Raw genomic sequence first — 18569 nt, forward strand, 5'->3', positions numbered from 1 at the left:
CAATCCCGCCATGCATATCGTCGTCTGTGGCGCACTCGTGGAGAACGGCGCGGTCCTGCTGGTGCACCGCAGCCCGACCCGCCGGGCTTACCCGGATCTCTGGGATCTGCCCGGGGGGCACGTCGACGCCGGTGAGTCGGAGCTACAGGCCCTCGCGCGTGAGATGCACGAGGAGCTAGGGGTTCACATCGTGGCGGAGTCCTCGTCACGGTTGGGCGACCTCTATGCCGGCAGTGGCGAGGACGCCGTCCACGTGAGCGTCTGGCACATCAGCGACTGGGTCGGCACTCCCACCAACACCGCGCCACAGGAGCATGACGACATCGCATGGGTCGCGATCAGCGAGCTGGGCGGCCTTGCCCTGGTGTTCGGCGCCCTGCCGGCATTGCTTACGTTCCCTGAGCCCCCCAGGTCAGCGCTATCCACAGGTCGGTGATCGTGGGGTCGCCCAGATACAGCGTCCACGAGCCGAGTGCGGCCGGCAGCGGCTCGGCCAGCAGGCCGCTGCGTAGCCCACCGACGCTCGGATCGCTCCGCAGCAGCGTCTCGTGTCGGGATCCGGGTGGGTCGTCGGCCGCGGCGTCGTACACGGTGACGTCGCCGTTCCCGGCCGAGGCGAACAGCTCCACCGCGTGCAGCACGCGGTCTTCGGTGAGCCGGGCCCAATATGGGTAGTGCTCCTCCCGCAGGGTGAGGGCCAGCGGCGCCGTCGGCGGCTCGCCGGCCGGCGTCGTGGTGGTGAACCGGGCCCACTCGGTCGGGAACTCGTGCCGCACGGAGAGCAGCCGGGTCGACCCGACCGCCGACGCCGCGGCGATCCGCGACCGCAGTGCCGCGACCGCGGCCGAGCGCAGCGCGAGCCCGCCCTCGCGGGCCGTGTAGCGGAGGTGGAGTACGACGTCGGCGATCGTGTCGTGGTCGAACTGTGGGACGTCCGACGGCAGTTCGAGCCGCCACTGGCTGACCGCCCCCGAGCCCTCGAACGGCAGGTAGCGCTCGTCGCCGGTGCCGCCGTCGAACAGGCCGTTGTCCCCGCTCGCCGAACTGGTGACGATCGACTGCACGCCGTAGTAGTCGCTGAAGCGGTCGTCCTCGGCGGAGATCCGGTCGTATCCGTCACCGAGCGACGGGCTGGTCCGGACCGAGCTGGACAGCAGCGTCAGGGTGCAGTTCACCCCGGCGTACGGGCCGGCGACGCACGGGATGGTGACCGCCGCCCCGCGCAGCCGGCGGAAATAGTGGCCGGGCGCGTCGAGGTCGAACGTCGCCTCGCCGATGTCGATCGTGCACTGCCCGGTCGTACGCAGCTCGATCAGCGCCCGCGGGTCGAGTTGGCGCAGCGACACGTGCTTGGTCAGCTCGTACTCGCGACGGTTGAGGTCGGTGTACGCCAGCTCCATCCGGGTCACGTCGAGGTATAGCTGTTCCCCGGCCAGCAGCTCCTGCCTGCCGCCGCGGTAGTCGTAGCGGAGGAACGTCCGGTGCGGGTCGCCGAGCTCGTGTTGCAGCGCCCGCTCGGCCTTGCGGGCCGTGTCGTACGCGAGTTGGAAGCAGCGCCCGTACAGCCCCCGGGTCTCGCGCTTGAGCCAGAGGTAGAACGCCTCGTTGGCGGTCTTGCCCGTGCGCGAGTCGGTGAGGAAACGCTCGATGTCGGCGGCGTTGCGGATCTGCTGCTGGTGGTTGGTGTAGTCGCGTTCGGCCATGGCCTCCCGAAGTTGCGCGGCGCGTAGCTGCTTGAGCGTCACGTTCATCTCGCCGGCCGCGATGCCACTCTGCAGCGTCCAGTCCTGCTCGCGCCGGTCGTACCCGGCGATCCGGGCCGACTGCCCGGCGTAGTACGACATCCCGGCCGACTGGGCGCGGGCCTCGGAGGCGGTCGCCGACGCGATGGAGGCCAGGTTGCTTCCGCCGAAGGTGGAGGTCGCGCCGACGCCGATCGGGGTGGCGAAGGCGCCGAAGGCCGGTATCGCGGCGAGGATCGAGGCGGTCGTCTCGCGGGCCCCGGCCTTGTCGGCCCAGGTCTGCGCGTGGATCAGGAACTGGAGCTCGTTGGCCTCCTCCGGTATCAGGCTGTGCCCGGAAGCGACGTCGGGTGCGGCCTGCGCCGGTTCGATCTCGGCGTCGGTCACGGCAGTTGTCGGTTCGGTGGCGGAGAACCTGCCGCTCAGCAGGGAGTGCACGTCGAGCGGGTCCAACTCGGGCTTGGTGAGTGTCGCCGCGTCGGCGCCGAGGAGCCGTTGGTAGTGCCGGAACCGCTGGTAGGAGTTCGCCAGCGAGAGCTCGAGTGCCTCCCGCGACTTGATCGTCTCCTGCCAGGCCTCGTACCGCACGACCTCGGCCAGCTCGAGCAGCTGCCGTTCCTGCCGGGCCCGCAGCACCGCGAGGGTCTCGGCGTCCTTCTTCTCGATCGCGGAGAGGAGTTGCCCGCCCAGGCCGCGTACCTCCTGGCAGAGCTGGGCCGCCCGCGCCGCCAGGGTCCGGAACCGCACCAACGGCAGCGGTTGGTTGAGGCCGCTCACCACCGCGGCGACGTTCAGCCCGGCCGCCGCCGCACGGGCCAGCATTCCGGGATCGATCGGTGGCTCGAACAGCGGAAGCTGCCGGAAGACCCCTTCGATGGTCAGACTGTTCCGGATCTTGAACAGCCGGTCCGCGACGGTGTCCCAGTACGCCAGCAGCGTGCTGTTGCGCGGAACGCAGAAGTAGAGCGTCGAGCCGATGCCGGTCAGCGTGGCCAGTGGTGCCTCGGCCGACAGCGGGGTCGGCGCCGGCGCCAGGTCGAACGGCAGGTCCGCCTCGATCTCCTGGAGGGCGTTGGAGAACGCGTCGAGGTCGGCGCGCAGGCCGCGGTACGTCTGGGTCACCTGCAACCCCTTCGGCGGCACCTGTTCCGGTCGCGGCCCGAGCAGGTTGGCGGCCAGCACGTACAACTGCGTCGCCTCGTTGATCGCCTCTCCGGTGTCCTGCCGGAACAGCGAGTCGCCCCAGGCGACCAGGTTGTCCAGGTACGCCATGACCGTCTTCGTCATGTACGCGCTCGGCCGGTAACGAGCCACCACGTGTGGCGAGAACGGCCGGTCCGCCCACGCCGCGATCGCGCTCACGGTGTCGGCGAGCAGCGCCGGATCGGCGCCGGTGGACAGGTTCGTGAGGATCTCGGTGATCGACTCGACGTCGGTGGTGCGGAACGGCCGGACCTTCCAGAACCGTGCCGGGGTCGGGCCGTCGCTGTCGTCGGTCGGATCGAACACGTAGTGGAACCAGCGCTGCGCCTCCTCGTACCGGCCGTTGCGGCTGAGCTGCATCGCCACGGTGAGCGGCAGGTGGAAGAACAGCTCCCAGTTGTAGACCGCATAGCCGCCGGACGTGCTGAAGTCCAGGTCGGCAACCGGGTACGGCTCGCTGACCAGCGCCGTCGGCCCGTACTTGCGATCGGTCATCAGCGGCTCGTAGAGAGCATCCTCGGTGTCGACGCCCTGCAACCCGTCGATCGAGTCGGTCACCAACCGGTGCACCAGTTCGCCGACGTACGGATGGAAGTGCGTCCGGAACGCGTAGCGGAGCGTGCGTTCGCGGATCCGTTCGATCGCGATGTCCGTCGGCTGGTACGCGGTCGACCCCAGGTCGTCACCGTGGTGAAAGGCGGTCATCGCCGGCTCCCCTCGGGATGGTGTTGGTGACCGGCACACCCTGGTACGTGATGACGGTGGACGACGTGGTGGCCCAGTCGGGGCGTGCCGTGACGGCGAAGCGGGCGGCCGGGGACAGCGTGGCGACCCCGGCGTCGGTCCTGGCGGGGACCTGGCTGTGCAGGTCGAGCCCGGCCCAGTACTGGTCGAGGTCGAAGGTCAGGTCCGGGGTGATCGCGGGAATCACCCAACCGTCGGAGCTCGGCAGGCTCGTCTCGGTCAGGGCCGGCTCGACGTAGAAGGTGTGCTCCCCGTCGGCGTAGAAGAACGGCGCAGTCAGCCCGGCGACCTCGGCACCCGCGCCGGTGACCGGATTGTCGACGGTGCGCGTCGTCCAGTCCGAACCGACGTCGAGGATGTGTGCGGTAATGGTGTCCTTCGTGGACACACCGTTCACCGTGGTGATCCGGTCGACGTACCTGACCCAGAGCGGGTTGTCGATGGGCGGCGAGGGCGTGCCCAGGATGAATGGCTGCCACGTGGTGTAGGGCGGCTGCGGTGGGTCGTCATGAGCGCCGTGCAGCGGCGGGCTGTTCTTGTTCTCCAGCAGGAAGGACTGATTGATCGACGAAATGAAGCCGCAGCTCAGGTGGATGAGCACGGAATCGGAGGACGCGCTGACGTGAATCGTCTGGTCGGCCGCGGACCAGCCAGGATCCACCACGGCGCTGACCGGGGTGCGCAGCCCGCCGGTCGTCGGCTCGGTCCAGGTGTCCTGGTGGTACTCGGTCCAGTGCAGTCGCACATCGATGACGCGTGGGACGCGCAGTTCGTCGGCGGTCGAGGTGGCCAGGTCCTCGATGCTGCCGGCCGGCGCGCTGCCGTCGGAGCGTTCCAGGAAGGTCACCCAGAACAGGTGCAGCCGGTCGCGCCACATCGTGGCGACCAGGTGGTCCCCGTCGATCTGCGCGGTCACCGGCACCCATGGCGTCCACACGCCGTACCGGTAGGTGCGGTAGAAGTACGAGTACGGTGCGGCGAACGTGCGGGCGACGACGTGCAACGTGTTGCCGGCCGGCCCGTCGGCGTCACCAGCCTGTTCGAGGTGGACCGACCGGATGTCCAGTCGGGCCAACGGCTCCAGGCCGCGCAGGTAGGCGAACAGCGCCTCCTCCACCAGGTCCTCGGTGACGTCGCCGGCCAGCAGGGTGGTCTCCAGGTCCTGGAACAGGTGGCTCTTGTCGTCCCGGAACTCCGGTTCCAGCCAGTTCTCCGGCCAGAGGAAGATCTTCCGGTTCGCCTCCCACAACCGGTAGCGCTTCATCCACTGCCACCGCTCCGAGTCGATCAGTGACGCGGGCACCTCCGGTTCGAGGTTGAGCAGGCAGCGCTGGACGAACAACTGCACCGCGGAGATCGCCAGCCGCAGCCGGGAGGTCTGCACGACCGGCTCGGTGGCCGGGTCGATCAGGAAGAACTCGTAGAGCTGATCGGGCAGCGTGAACCCTTCCCGCTGCATGATCCACGCGACCAGGGCATCCCGGCGACGCTGCCGGAGCGAGTCGAAGATCGGCTGGGCGACCCGCCGCCAGCCGCCCGCGTCGTACCCGGCGCGCACGGCGTCGCGCAGCCGGCGGGCCACGCCGGCGTCCGGCGACGGGCTGGCCGAATCGGCCAGTGCCGCGGGGGAGATCCCGGTCCGGGTGGCCAGGGCGAGCACTGTCCACAGCCGACTCAGGCCGAGCTCACTGGTCAACAGCGGCACCGCCGCGCCGATCGTGTCGCCCCTGACGGTCGCGACCGCGCCGATGTCGAGCCGGTCGAACGCCTCCGCGACCACCGCCTCGTCGCGGCGGGTGAGCACGGCGACCCGGGCGCGGACATCGGCGAGCAGGACCTCGGCGGCGGCTTGCCGGCCCTGGTCGGCGGCCGACGGGTCGACGGCGTACGTCTGCCGGGCGTGCGCGAACAGATCGGTGAGCTCGCCGGGGACCGCGCCCATCGCCGTGCGCAGTGCGGCGTGGTCGAGCAGCCGCCGGAACTGCCCGAACAGCGCCGTGGCCTGGCCCGGGTCGTCCTCGGCCGCGGTCACCGGCAGCGCGCCCAGGGTCAGGCCGTCGAAGTCTTCCGGGTGGGTGAGGACGTGGCGCAACTCCGGCTCGGCGAGCCCGGCCGCGGCGGCCAGCCGCAATGCCTTGCCCAGCAGGACGTGCGCGCGCCGGACCCGCTCCACCGCCTCCGCGGGGCGGCAGATCAGCCGGTCCAGTGGGCCTTCCGGCAGGTTCTCGCCGAGCACCAGCACCTCGACCGCGCCACCGGAGGTCGCGGTGGCGTCGACGACCAGGCGATAGGTCGTGCCGGGCAGCAGATCGACCGCGGCGCCCGGTCGTTGACCGTCGGCCGTGGTGGTGCTCAGCAACACCGCGTCGGCGAGGTGGTCGAAACGCAGGGAGACCGTGGTGCCGGTGCTTTCGCAGGACACCAGGAAGCGGTACGACCCGGCGGTCGGCACCTCCAGGTAGGCCTCGACGTGCGCGGTCCGCGCGGCCGGATCGGCGGTCGCGGTGACGCCGCGGTCGCCTGCCGCCCGATACGCCGTCAGCAACGGCTCGTGCGGTGCGCTGCGGTCCGCGGCGAGCGCCGGGTCGGTGAGCAACGCGTTCACCAGCGCCTCGGCGTCGGCGAACTCGGCGCTGAACACGCCGAGGACACCGGCGACGACCGCGTCGTTGGTCAGCCGGTCGCGCAGGAACGGCAGGAACGCCGCGAGCAACCGCTGCCGTCGCGTGGCCAGCAACTGCTGCTGGACGGCCTCGTCCGCGCCCGGCGGTATCGGCCTGAACAGTGCGGTGAAGTCGGCCGCCGCCAGAAAGCCGACCGGCGCCAGCAGCACGGAGTCGAAGAAGCCCTGTGCGGTGGCCTGCACCGAGTCGAGCAGGTCGCCGTACCGGGCCAGCTCGTCCGCCGTGCCGCCGAAGGCCGCCAGCAGGCGGTCCTTCTCCCGCTCCACCAGCACGCCGGTGCGGACCAGGTGCTGCTCGGCGCGCACCGGGTCGTACGTGAGGGTGATCGACGGCTCCGTCGCGACCAGCGCCGGGTCCAGCGCTTCGGTCGCTGCCACCCCGGTCAGCACCGCGTCGTAGGTGATCATCGAGGTCCACATGCCGAAGAACGTGTCGACGGTGCCGGCGGGCAGCACCAGGGCCATCTTCTGGCGCAACTCGTCGTCGCCGAGTGCGGTCGGATCGGCCGGATCCGCGTGCTCGGCGTCGATCCGGTCGAGCTCCGCGGCCAGGGCCCGGATCAGCTCCAGCGGCGGGGCGGCGACCGGAGCGTACGGTCCGGCCGGGTCGTAGCGGTGCCGCAGCAGGTAGTCGAGGTCGGCCACGGCGATCCCGGCCGACCGCACGGCGGTGACCGTCGTGGCGAACGCGACGGTCACCGCCGCGTGGTCGTCGGCGAGCTCGGTGACCGCACCCGGCGGCGGGGGAGCGAGCGGGTCCACTCCGGACAGTTGCCGCAGTGCGATCAGGTCCGGGACGGTCACCTTCAACCGTCGGGCGAGCAGCGCGTACCGGTGCAGCAGCGACACCGTCGCCAGGTTCAACGGCGCCGCCTCGATGCTCGTCCCGGCGTCGACGAGGATCGCGGTCAGATCGGTGGCGGTGAGCCCGAGCGCGCCCTGCACGTTGCCGCTGTGCGTGGCCAGGCTGACGTTGCCGGTGGCGGGGTCCTCCGGCAGTGCCGGGCGCCAACGGAACGGCCGCCACGTCCCGCCGTCGAGATACTCCAGGTAGCGGCCGAGCGGCTGGTCGAACACCGCGGGGTCGAGGGGCGGGGTGCCGGGCACCAGGAACAGCTCGGCGTACCGCTGCGGGGCCAGGTCGGTCCACAGCTCGAGCAGCTCGCCGCGGTCGCCGGGCAGCGCCTCGGCGAGCGCACGCAACCGGGCGGTGCCGAGCAGTGCACTCGCCAGTGCCGGCCCGAGCCCGGTGGCGGTGCGTGGGTCGGGGTCGATGGGCAGGAAGGCGGACAGCGCCCCGTCGGTCTCGGCGAGCGTCCAGCCGATCCGCCGCCACACCCGCACCAGATGGTCGAGGGTCAGGAACGCGATCGCGTCCGCGGGGCGGCCGTCGGCGTACTGCAGCACGGTCGTCTCGAAGCCGGCGCTCCCGGCCGGGTCGGCGAGCACCAGCATCCGGGCGAGGTCCGCCGGGGCGAGGGCGGCGGCGAGCGCGGCGGCGCCACCGGCCGGCGCGACGGCCGCCTCGAACGCGGCCTGCTCGTCGTCGGTCAGCGGCGCGTGTCCGGGCGCACCCCGGTAACGCAGCAGATCGGACAGGGTGAGGCCGAGTTTCGGCAGCACGGCGACGGCGGCGAGCTCCGGGTTGACGAACCGGCTGGTGACCAGGGTCAACAGCTCCTGGTACGAGACGCCGAGCCGGCGCGCCAGCGTCACGGCGTTCGGCAGCTCAGCGAGCGCCTGCGCCTGCGCGCCCGGCCGGTAGCCGTACAACTCGTGCCAGTGTGCCTCCTGATCGGCGGTGGTGAGCAGGTCGTACTCGGCCGGGGACGGGCCCAGCCGCTCGATCGCGACGGCGGCCAGTCCGTAGCGGTGGCGCGCACGCGGGTAGAGCTCGTCGTGGCGGCGGAACGCGTCGAGCACCTGCCACAGTGGAGTGTCGAAGTGCTCCAGCAGCCGCCGGACCGTGTCCAGCCACAGGTCGAACGGCAGGGTCATCGGGTGCACCGCGCGCCGCAGCAGGTCGTACGCCTCAGGAATCAGGAACTGCGGCTCGGCGATGAGGTCCGCGGACAGCGCGGCGCCGGTGTCGCGGACCGCGCCGGGCGCGAGGACCCCGTGGGCCACGTAGTACTCACAGATCTCGTTGACCAGGTCGATGTACGGCAGCACCGTGTTGGTGTTCTCGCACGTGAGCGGGAGCTCGGCGAGGTCGGGGCGGCGGCCGTCGAGGAGCTCGAACGGGGCGCGCGCGCCGGCCGGCAGGGTGTCGGCCGGTGGGTCGAGGAAATGCAGCAGGTCGACCAGGTACGCGGCCGGGCCGAGCACCGAGCGGCAGTGGTCGCAGGCACAGAAGTCCTGGCTGCCGAACAGTTGCTCCATCGTCGGGAACGTCTCGACCAGTGCGTCGCGGCCGGCCTGCCGGCCCGCGGTCCCCGCACCGGACAGGGCGAACACCGGCGGTGCGGCGGCTAGCTGGCGGGCGGCGGTCACCGTGGTCAGGGCGGCGGTGGCGACCTGCTGCGCCTTGGCGTACGTCCGGGTGGCCTCTGCGGTCGACGCGAACCGCTCACCGTGCCGGGCCAGGAACGTGCGCATCGGCATCGCGGTGACGTCGTACGCGGACCGCAGTCCCGCGTCGAGCAGCGCCGCCATCGCCCCGTCGCTGGGGCTGATCTGGTAGACGCGGTGCAGCGTGCGGACGGTGGCGGTGACCGCGGCACGCTGATCGGCCGGGATGCCGTCGAGCAGGGCGCTGCCGTGCGCGCGCAGCATCCCGGAGACCGACGTGCGGCCGAGAGGCAGGTCGAGGGCGGCTGCCCGGTCGAGCACGGCGGCGGTGTGGCGCCGGATGGTGCCGTCGGTGTCCGGCAGCGTCAGCCGACCGGCGGCCACCGCGGCGGCGACGACGTTGGTGGGGAAGCTGATCCGAACCTTGCGGGCCAGGTCGGCGGCATAGGCGGCCAGCCGTGCGTCGGTGGTCCGGCCGGTGAAGGCCGGCGGGATCAGGTCGTCCACGGCGACCTCGGCGCTGTCAGCCACGGCGCGGACCGCCTGCTCCCAGGCCCGCGGCTCGTGCAAGCCGTGGGATACCAACGCCGGACCGAGGTGGTTGCCCTTCAGGGCGCGGACGAGCCTTTTGGTCAACGGCGCGTTGTTGAGCGTCAGCCGGCCCAGCTTGCCGACGAGCTTGAGCCGGTCGACCGGCAGGCCGGCTGTGGCCGCCGCGGCCCAGAGGTCGTCGGTGGTCCCGCCGGCATGGGCGACCGTGGCCTCGAGGTCGTCGAAGGCAGCGGCCTGGTTCTCGGAAAGCTCGGCGGCGGCGAGCATGTCGCCCTGGCTGGACAGCGTGCCGGGCGCGGTGGCGCGGAGTCGGTGGCCGCGGGCGAATCCCGTGAAGGCGGAGATGGCCTGCTGCCTGGCGGCGTCGTCGAGGTAGACGATTCCGGCCGTCGCGGCCTCTCTCAGCGCCCGGGCGACAGCCTTCGGCGCGACGCCGGCCAGCCCCGCGGGGTCATGGGGAAACCCGGCACGGACCAGCGCGTACGCGGCAGCGGGTGGCAGACCCGTGTCGTCGGTGACCTGCTCGGCGGTCGCGGCCAGGGCGACCAGGCGCGCGTCCCACCCGGTGTTCTCCTGCAGCAGGGTGAGGTCCGGCTGGTCAGCGGTCTGCCGCGCTGCCTTCAGCGGCCGCCCGGCGAGGTGCGGCCGCGCGTCGAGCAGCAGTTGGTCGTGCTCGGTCCGCGTCGGCCGGACACCGTCGGGTACGACGACGTTGAGCACGGCGCCGGGACGGACGTCGAAGAGCGTGTCCGTGAGGACCACTTCGGTGCCGCCCGGCCGCACCGTGCGCAGCTCGATGTTCAGCGGCGTCCCGGTGCTGTCGAACGGTATCCGGTAACGGCCGTCCGGTCCGGTGTCAGCCGCGCCGAGCAGAGTCGTCTGCGCACCGAAGCCCTTGCGGTACACGCGCACCGGCACATCCGCCGCCACCCGGCCGTCCGCGAGCCACACACGGCCGGCAATTCCTGGTTGCGTCACGGTGACCTCCAAAGGGCTTACGGAAGGTCATTCCGCATGACCCGGACGTAGTAGTCGGCGACATCGTTCGCGCTCCAGTGGAGGTTCGGAATCCAGTCGCCCTGAGAGAGCATCTTGGCCAATGGCCGCAGACCGTCCTCCGCCATGTCGGGATTGACATGCTGGGTGAGCTCGTAAAGCTGGCGGGTGGTGAACCCGTTCTGGTACTGCCGCTCGGTAAGAAGTGTGCGAAGACTCAAAATTTCGTAGAACTCGTGGGTCAGGGCCGACACGATGGACTCCTCGCTCCAGAGGACGTCCCTTCGAAGCATCACGTGCGACAAGCTATTAGCGGTCCAAACCGCCCCCTGCTCCATCGCGGCAGGGCTGTAAGTGGCGGGCACCTTCATGCTTTCGACCGCATGAACCGAGAAGGTGACGCCCTGGGGAATCTCCATCGTGATCTGTTTCCCGGGGCCGCGGCCGTAGATCTCTGGCAGGACCTGGTGAATCTTCGTCGGGGCCGCGTCCACCCATTTCTGGAAGATCTGTAGGGCCTGGGCCACGGTGAACTCAGAGCCTCCGGCTGCTGGTCCGGTGGCCGCCTTCGCGGGATACATGCGTTGCTGCATCGACGCGAAGTCCGGCACAGCGGCTGCCAGATCGTCCAGAACCGCACGGGATCGGCCGAGCGCGGTCTCCATACCCGTCGAAGCCGCCTGGCGCACCGCGGCAGGGCGAGCGGCGGGTGCCGCTGGAGCGGTGAGACCGGACCCGGCCAGCGAGACGATGTTCGTCACCCATGACACCGATCCCTCGAACGTCATGTCGACGTAGACGGACGAGTCGGCGCCGGTGATGCCGACCGAGACGTCGCCGAGCGCCTCGTTGACGCCGGCGAACGGGGAGTTCCCCACCGCCGCGTTCACGAGCCAGTCCCGAGCCGAGTCACTCCACTCCTTGAGCTGCGGGCCCGCCCATTCCGCGATGTCGTCCGAATATCCTCGCGAGGAGTCCCACTCCCACGACTGCCTGCCCCCCGGGTCGACGGCGTGCACCGGACGGCCGCGCACGTACGCGTAGCGGTTCACCCCGTCCGCCAGCCCCGCCGGATCGGCCGCGGTCCAGCGACCGAGCCACGGGGCGTAGTAGCGCGCGGAATGGTATTCCAGACCGGTGGACTCGTCGCGTTCCATTCCGGTGAAGCGATACCGTTTGACCGCCGCGCGAGCGGCCGGATCGACGGCCTGGTAGGACGTCGATCCGTACGGATGGTATTCCTCATAGGAGATGACCTCGCCGTCGGCGCCGAGCTCCAGGCACGCCGAGCCGAGCTGGTTGCCGAGCTGGAATCGGACCAGCAGTTCGGTGGTTCCGTCGTCGCCGAGTGTCCGCCGCTCCGCCAGCGCGATCCGCTTCGTGCCGTCGAGCACCGAGAGCGACAACCGCTCCAGCGTCACCACCGTGCCGGAACCGTCGTATTCGCGGTAGACCTCGAACCCGCCGACGTAGATGCGCTCGCTCTTGCGCGTCGGCTCCTGTGCCGGTCCCGCCGACCGCAGCGTCACCCAGCGGACCCGCTGCCCGCCGCCGTCGTAGCCGAACCATGTCGTCTCCGGCAGCCCGGTGTGCACCACCTGTCGCGCGGTCGCCCGTAGCTGGTCGGCGTGGTCCCACACCATCAGCGGCAGGTGGGGCATCGAGGTCATGGAGCCGTGCTGGTCATACGAATAGGTCTCCGCCGGCCCGGACCCGACCACGGTCGAGGCCAGCCGGTTGTCCGCCTGATAGGCATACCGGCGGGTCCAGCCCGGGTGTGCCGAATCCGACCCGAGGTGCTGGACGGCCAGGATGTTCCCGGTGGCGTCGTAGTCGTACGTCTCGGTGTAGCGGCCCATCGCGAGACCGTCGCCGGGCTGATCGTGGCCCACCGCGCCGATGTCGTACGGACCTGGCGGCACGGGTCCACCCAACTGCCCGAGGTGCTCTCGCCCGGTGGCCGCGACCAGCCGGTACGTCGCGTCGTAGGTGTAGTCAGCGCTCGGCTCGACCACCGTGTTGCGGAAGAACGCCGTCTGCTGGGCCGTGTCGGTGATGCGGAGCGTGTTTCCCACCGCGTCATAGGTGTACGCGAGAGATTGCAGCGATCGACCCGCCCGCACCGTGCGCGTCGACACCAGGCGCTGGGTCGTTCTGTCGTACTCGTGGGCGGTCACCGCACCGTTGCCGTATGAGATCCGCTCTCGTTGGCCCTTCGCGGTGTAGGCGATGCTCATGACGTAGGACTCCCAGTCCTCCGTGCCGGCGAGTGCCACGTCCACCCCGGCGAGCAGCCCGCCCTCGTCGTAGACCGGCCGCACCCGCGAGCCGTCCGGCGCCGTGGTCAGCACCGGCCGGTCCAGCGCGTCGTAGGCCGTCACCGTCGCGAACGACTCCTCGCCCAGCGGCACCGTGCCGTCCCAGTCCGGCAGCACCACTGGATCGGCGACCAGCCGCCGGGCCACCGCGACCGGGTTCCCGGCGAAGTCGTACGCCTGGGTCGTGACCGTCCCGGCACCGTCGCAGACCCGGTGTACGCGGCCGAGCGCATAGGCCGCGGCCGCCGCCGCGCGATCCAGCGACTCGCCGTACTCGGTCCGTGCGACGAGTGCCTCTGCCTCGCCTCCGTCGTCCAGGTACGTCGCGGCCGGGCGCAGCAGCGCGTCGTACGTGGACCGGTGCCGAAGTCCGCGGCTGTTCCACGCGTACCGTGGCCGCCCGGTGGCGTCACCGAGCGCCCACCGCTCGCCGGCGTCACTGCTCGCTGTGTGCAGCACCCGCCCAGCCAGGTCGTAGGCGTAGCGCTCGGCGGACCGCCCGAGCGCGTCGACGACCTCCCGCCGGTTGCCTTCGACGTCCAGCACCACCAGGATCGGCTGGAGCAGGTCGGCGGGGCCGCCCGGCACCCGGTTGTGTGCCACCGCGAGCACGGCTCGGCCCATCGGGTCCAGATACTCCTGGGCAGGGGTGTCCGCGTGCGCACCGGCGGCCGGGTCGGTGGCATGCGCGGTGTGCCACGTCGGCAGCACGTCCTCGACCGGCAGCCGGGCCAGGTGGCCGCCGACGTCGGAGTCGGTGCGCGGGTCGGCGATCAGCACCGTGTCGCAGCCGTCCCAGGAGTCCTGCCGCCAGGGGTCGAACGCGACCTTCGCCCAGGTGTGGTCCGGGTGCACCGTCGCGACGACCCGCCCCACCGGGTCGTAGCAGACGATCGGGCTGACCCCCGCCCGCACATCCGGTTCGAACAGGTGCGTGGCCGTGAAGAACGGCTCGTACCGTCGCACCGGCAGGCCCTTGTTGTTCACGATCGTCCAGCCGGACGCCACCCAGCGCCCGCCCGCGGCCAGCGCCTTGGTCTGCAGCGCACGGCCGAACCCGTCGGAGTACGCCAGCGCCTGGGCGATCCGGGTCGGCTCGCCGTCGTACGACTCTCGGGCCAGGGTCGCGGACACCGGCGCCCGCGGCTGCGCCTCACCGCTGGTCCGGGCGTACGCGAAGAGGTCGTACACGAGGCGGGTGCCCGCGCCGCCGAGCAGTGCCGCCGCCGCGCCCACCGGATCGGCCAGGTAGGCCGCCACCGTGGTGTCCGCCGGGTCGGGGTCGACACCCTCCAGTGTGGAGCCACGCGGATCGCCGGGCCGGCCCCGCCGGGCGGTCGCCGCGACCATCCCGAGCGCGTCGAACAGCGCCTCGGAGACCGCGCCGTTCGGGTCGGTGACCCGCACCGGAGCGAGCACCCGGTAGTCGTTGGCCGCTGTCACGGTGTTTCCGAGCGCGTCGGTGACCTCGACCGGCAGCAGCCGGTGCCGGTCGTAGTCGACCGTCGTGGTGTTGCCGTGCGGATCGGTGAACCCGGCCGGCAGGTAGAAGTCGGTCGCGGCGGACGCGCCGAACACCGCCTGCCCGGACGGCGCCCACCACGTGCCGTCGTCGTCCGGCAGGTAGCCGCACTCGTCGCGGAGCACCGCCGCCGGGTCGGTCAGCAGCGCGACCCCGTCGCGGCGCAGCACCGTGTCGAGCAGGGCGTCGGTGACGGCGAGCTGCTCGGTGCGGTACGGCAGGCCGAGTGACTCGAGCGTGCCCAGCGGAAGCGGCCCGGACAGGTCGTCGGACCGGTAGCGCACCCGGGAACGGCGGATGGTGCGGCGGCCGGCCGGGACCGCGCCGTCGGCGAGCGCGCGCAGTGCCTCGGGGCGCAACAGCGCGGGTGGCGCCGTCTCGATCCCGGTCAGTTCCTCGGCGTGCGACTCGGCGATCAGCGGAGACCGGTACGTCGCCGCGTCGTCGACCGCGTTGGTGAACCGGTTGGAGGTGACCACCACCGCGGGCGTCTCCTGCGCGGCGAGAACCGCGTCGGCCGCCCAGGACGGCAGCCGCGGGTCCAGGCCCGCACCGGGACGCCGCCGCGGATACGCCACCGACACGCCCCGGGTCACGTTGCCGTACCCGTCCACGTCGAGGGCGACCTCGTGCCCGACACGTGGGTCGGGGTCGCGCGTCCGCTCGTAGGACGCCGTCACGGTCTCGGCCGGGCGGCGCAGGCAGACCGCATGCCGCTGGCCGGCGGCCGGTTGGAGCAGTTCGACCGCGTACGAGGTGGTCGTCACCGTGTACGGCAGGTCCTGCTCGGCCGACCCGTCGAGCGCGTAGACCTCCTGCCGCAGTGGCGACCCACGCAACGCGCGGTACGCCTCACGCAGTTCTTCGGTGTCCGGATGATGGGGCAGCCGCGTACCGTCGGAGAGCAGTATCGCTGTGGCCAATGTGGACGGTGCCGGGTTGGCGAGCTCCGGTTCCGTCCAGAACTCGGGCGCGTACGCCGCCGCGAGGTCACCGCCGGCCACCTCGGCGAACGCGCCGGTGTGCGTCCAGATGCGGGTCAGCACCGGCGGCACGTGCGAGGCCGGATCGAGGTTGGCGGTCAGGTCCACCGGCGCGATCGCGGACAGCTCCTCGGTGTCCCACTGCTCGGTCATCCCGAACCCGCGGAACTCACGGTCGATGCCGTCGAAGTAGCCGTGGTGGTAGGCGAACCGCCGGACGAACCGGTTCCCGCTGATCCGATCGAGCGTCTCCACCCGCTCCACCAGTTGCACCGGGAACGGCAGCCGGGTCAGCCACGGCCGGCCCGCGGCGGCGTCGGCCAGGCTGAACCGGGTGGACGACGCGTACCGGATCACCGTCTCGGCGCCGAGGTTGTTGACCACCCGCTCCAGCAGATGCGGTTTCACCCCGCCGGTCAGGTCGGCGTAGCGCATCGCGCGGCCCGCGTCGTCCGGGTGCGTCGACGACCAGACCAGGCATGCGGTGCCCGCGCCGAGCAGGTCGACCGTCTGGACGGTCTCGGTGGCCTGCGGCGGCGGCAGACCGGGCAGGATTCCGTACGCGACGAAGCCGTTGCCGTTGTCGTTGAGGTGGAGCCGGATCCCGTCGGAGGCCAGGTACAGGATGTCCGTGACGCCGGAGCCGAAGACGTCGGCCAGCCGCAGCCGGTCCGGGTCGAACAGCTCCGCGCTCTCGAACCAGGGCGCGCCGTCCATGGCGACTTTCGCGCCGAACCGGCCGTAGCCGAGATTCGGATAGTAGCAGAGCTCGCCGTTGCCGATCCGGACGAGGTCGGCCAGCCCGTCGCCGGACATGTCGGCGAGATGCACCGAGTACGACCGGCCGGACAGCAGCAGTCGGGGCCCGGCGTCGTCATCCACCCCGGTCGGCAGCGTGATGCCCGGGCCGAACCCGTGGCATCCGGCCGACGGGTACCAGGTCAGGCTGTCGCTCTCGAGGACCAGGATGTCGGCGAGCCCGTCACCGTCGATGTCGACCAGGGTGACGTCCGGTGCGTCCAGGTCGACCGCCGGTGGGAAGGGGAACGGCTGCCAGGGCTCCCACCCGCCGTCGACGGTCCGGGTCAGCCGGCCGTGGGCTCCACCACCGGAGGTGACGACGTCCAGCCGGCCGTCGCCGTCCAGGTCGAGCAGCCGGGGCCGGGCCGGCGTCGACACGGCCGGCGAGGGCATGCCGGGAACCTCCCGCATCGCGCCCAGCCGCCCGGCGCCCAGGTTCGGCGTGTAGTACCAGGCGTCCGTGCCCGTGGCGAGCACGCCGGCGATTCCGTCGCCGTCCAGGTCCACCCACCGGTGTCCCTCGGCGGCCGATCCCGCCGGCAGGTTGCCCGCGTTGACCTCGTGCACCTCGCCGCGGAACTCGCCGGGGCTGTACGCGAGCTCGAGCGGCGGCAGCGCGGCGTCGTGATAGCCGCCGGCGTCCCGGCGTCGGTAGCCGCGCTGCGTGACCGTGGTGAGGAACTCGCCGGCCGCGCCCCGGTCGGTGTAGCCGAACTCGGTGGCGCGGACCAGGCAATCGGTGCCCACGGCCGGCTCGTCGGGAACGTGATGGAAGACCAGCACCCGCCGGCACAGCCGGTAGCCGCGGACCTCGAAGCCGGCGCGGTAGGAGGAGAACGGGTGTGCGCGGGCCGGCAGCGGGCGGTCGGCCGCCGGCGTGGGAACGTCCGCGCCGTGGTCGCCGTAGTCGAACACGACCTCGAACAGCCAGCCGTCCGGCTCCGGCTCGACTCTTGTGGAGTTCCGGTTGCCGTAGCGGATTCGCTTGAGGTAGCGGTTGGCGGCGCGTTGGGCGGAGGTCCGGTGCCGTTCGTGGGCCTTGCCGAGGTCTACGCCGTCGTCGCTGTCGGCCAGGTAGTCGTACACGATCGCGTTGCCCGTGCCGTCGTCGCTGCGGCACAGCAGCCACGAGAAGACCCGGCCCGGGTCGTCCGGGTCGGCGATCCGGGCGTCCGGCCGCTCGCCGTATCGGTGCGTGACGTTGTCCCGGCTGGTCGAGCGCCAATGCACGTCGCCGTCGGAGCGCCTGGTCCAGCGCTCGATCCGGGCGAACAGTCCCTCGGTGCGCGGCCGGAACCGGTCGATCCGGAACCCTGGCGCGTGCGGCGGGTCTGTCGTGGTGACCGGCCGCCAGCCACCTCGACCGTCCGGCTCCAGCACCGGGACCAGATCCTCGGCACCGGAGAGCAGGAAGACATCGCTGTCGTCGTAGCGGGGCAGCCCACGGTCCGTGCGCCGCGAGATCATCGGTGCTGACAGCGCCCAGCCCGGCCCGAACGGGCCGTCGCCGTACCCGGAGTCGTACGCCAAGGTCAGCGCCGGCCCGAACCCCGACCGGCCCGGGCTGGTGGCGATCGGCACGGTGAGGCCGGCAGTGCCGGTGAACGCATTGGTGCCGAAGGTCTCGCCGATGCCCCGGATCGCGCCACCGGCCGGCGGCAGGCTGACAGCCGGCGCGGCAAGCTGGGGGACCGGCGGGGCGAAACCGCCGCCGATCGTGGCTGCGGAGGCGCTGGCCTCCTCGTGCCGTGCCGCCATCCGAGACCTCCGGTGTTACTCGACGATGTTCGACCTATGCGCCGGGGTGCTCAACCCCACCAGCCATCGGCTTTCCGACAGACGACCGTCGATCCCATACGCGCGTGTATGGCGGGCATGTGGCGGACTCCCGCAAGGTCGCCGGACCGGATCAGCGATGTCAAGGATGGGAGTCAGATGCCAAGGCTTTCCCGTTACGTCTCGTGGCGGTTCAGGGAAGGGAAAAGGCCGCTCTTCGCGCTGGTGGTCATGAGTGTGCTGTTGTCGCTGGCGGCGGTGACGGTCCTGCCCTCGGCGGCGGCGGCCGACGACTGGTACCGCGACCCCTGCTGGAATGCCCAGCCGACGCACACGGTCCTGTCGTGGGCCGAGAACGAGTTGGAGGAGGAACCTTCGGCACCCAAGGTGCGCTTCGGAAATGCGCTCAAGGCCGACGTCGGGCAGTACACCGTGAACTGGACACAGACTAGGACCGCGTCCATCACAGTCGAGGGGTCGCTGGACCTTGGCAAGATCGTCGAGCTGAGTCTCAAGGCCGGCTACCAGACGCAGGTCAGCGTGCAGATGACGCTGTCCCTGAGCTTTCCCGTGGCGACCGAACGCGGCGAGTTCGTGACGTTGACCCCGTACACCTTCTACGAGTTCCGGAAGGTGATCACCGTTTGGTCGCGGGACGACGCCAGTCGCTACTGCAGCCTGTCCGCCACGGTGGCGCGGATCCCCGTGTCCTCCGGCGTGTGCCGGGTACCGGCGAAC

Annotated in this window: 4 protein-coding genes; 1 reads left to right on the plus strand and 3 read right to left on the minus strand. The window is 71.4% G+C overall.

What is annotated here, in order from left to right:
• Window positions 1-10: 10 nt before the first annotated feature.
• Entirely contained in the window at window positions 11-436 is a 426-nt protein-coding gene (locus tag BLV39_RS10905) for an NUDIX domain-containing protein (RefSeq protein ID WP_176984845.1), read from the plus strand.
• Here BLV39_RS10905 and BLV39_RS10910 read toward each other — a convergent pair.
• Genes BLV39_RS10910 through BLV39_RS10920 form a run of 3 tightly spaced genes read right to left on the minus strand, consistent with a single transcriptional unit; the run spans window position 390 to window position 17813 of the window.
• On the minus strand, window positions 390-3650 hold the full coding sequence (locus BLV39_RS10910) for a Tc toxin subunit A-related protein (protein ID WP_090789830.1): 3261 nt from the start codon (window positions 3648-3650) through the stop codon (window positions 390-392). The two genes, BLV39_RS10905 and BLV39_RS10910, sit on opposite strands and share 47 nt — an antisense overlap.
• On the minus strand, window positions 3628-10413 hold the full coding sequence (locus BLV39_RS10915; RefSeq protein WP_143049724.1) for a neuraminidase-like domain-containing protein: 6786 nt from the start codon (window positions 10411-10413) through the stop codon (window positions 3628-3630). The genes BLV39_RS10910 and BLV39_RS10915 overlap by 23 nt, the downstream gene beginning before the upstream one ends.
• Window positions 10414-10430: 17 nt before the next feature.
• Window positions 10431-17813, minus strand: coding sequence for a SpvB/TcaC N-terminal domain-containing protein (locus tag BLV39_RS10920; RefSeq protein ID WP_090789834.1), 7383 nt, complete (start codon window positions 17811-17813; stop codon window positions 10431-10433).
• Between the last annotated feature and the right edge of the window lie 756 nt (window positions 17814-18569).

The organism is Asanoa ishikariensis, assembly GCF_900107455.1.
Classification (GTDB): domain Bacteria; phylum Actinomycetota; class Actinomycetes; order Mycobacteriales; family Micromonosporaceae; genus Asanoa; species Asanoa ishikariensis.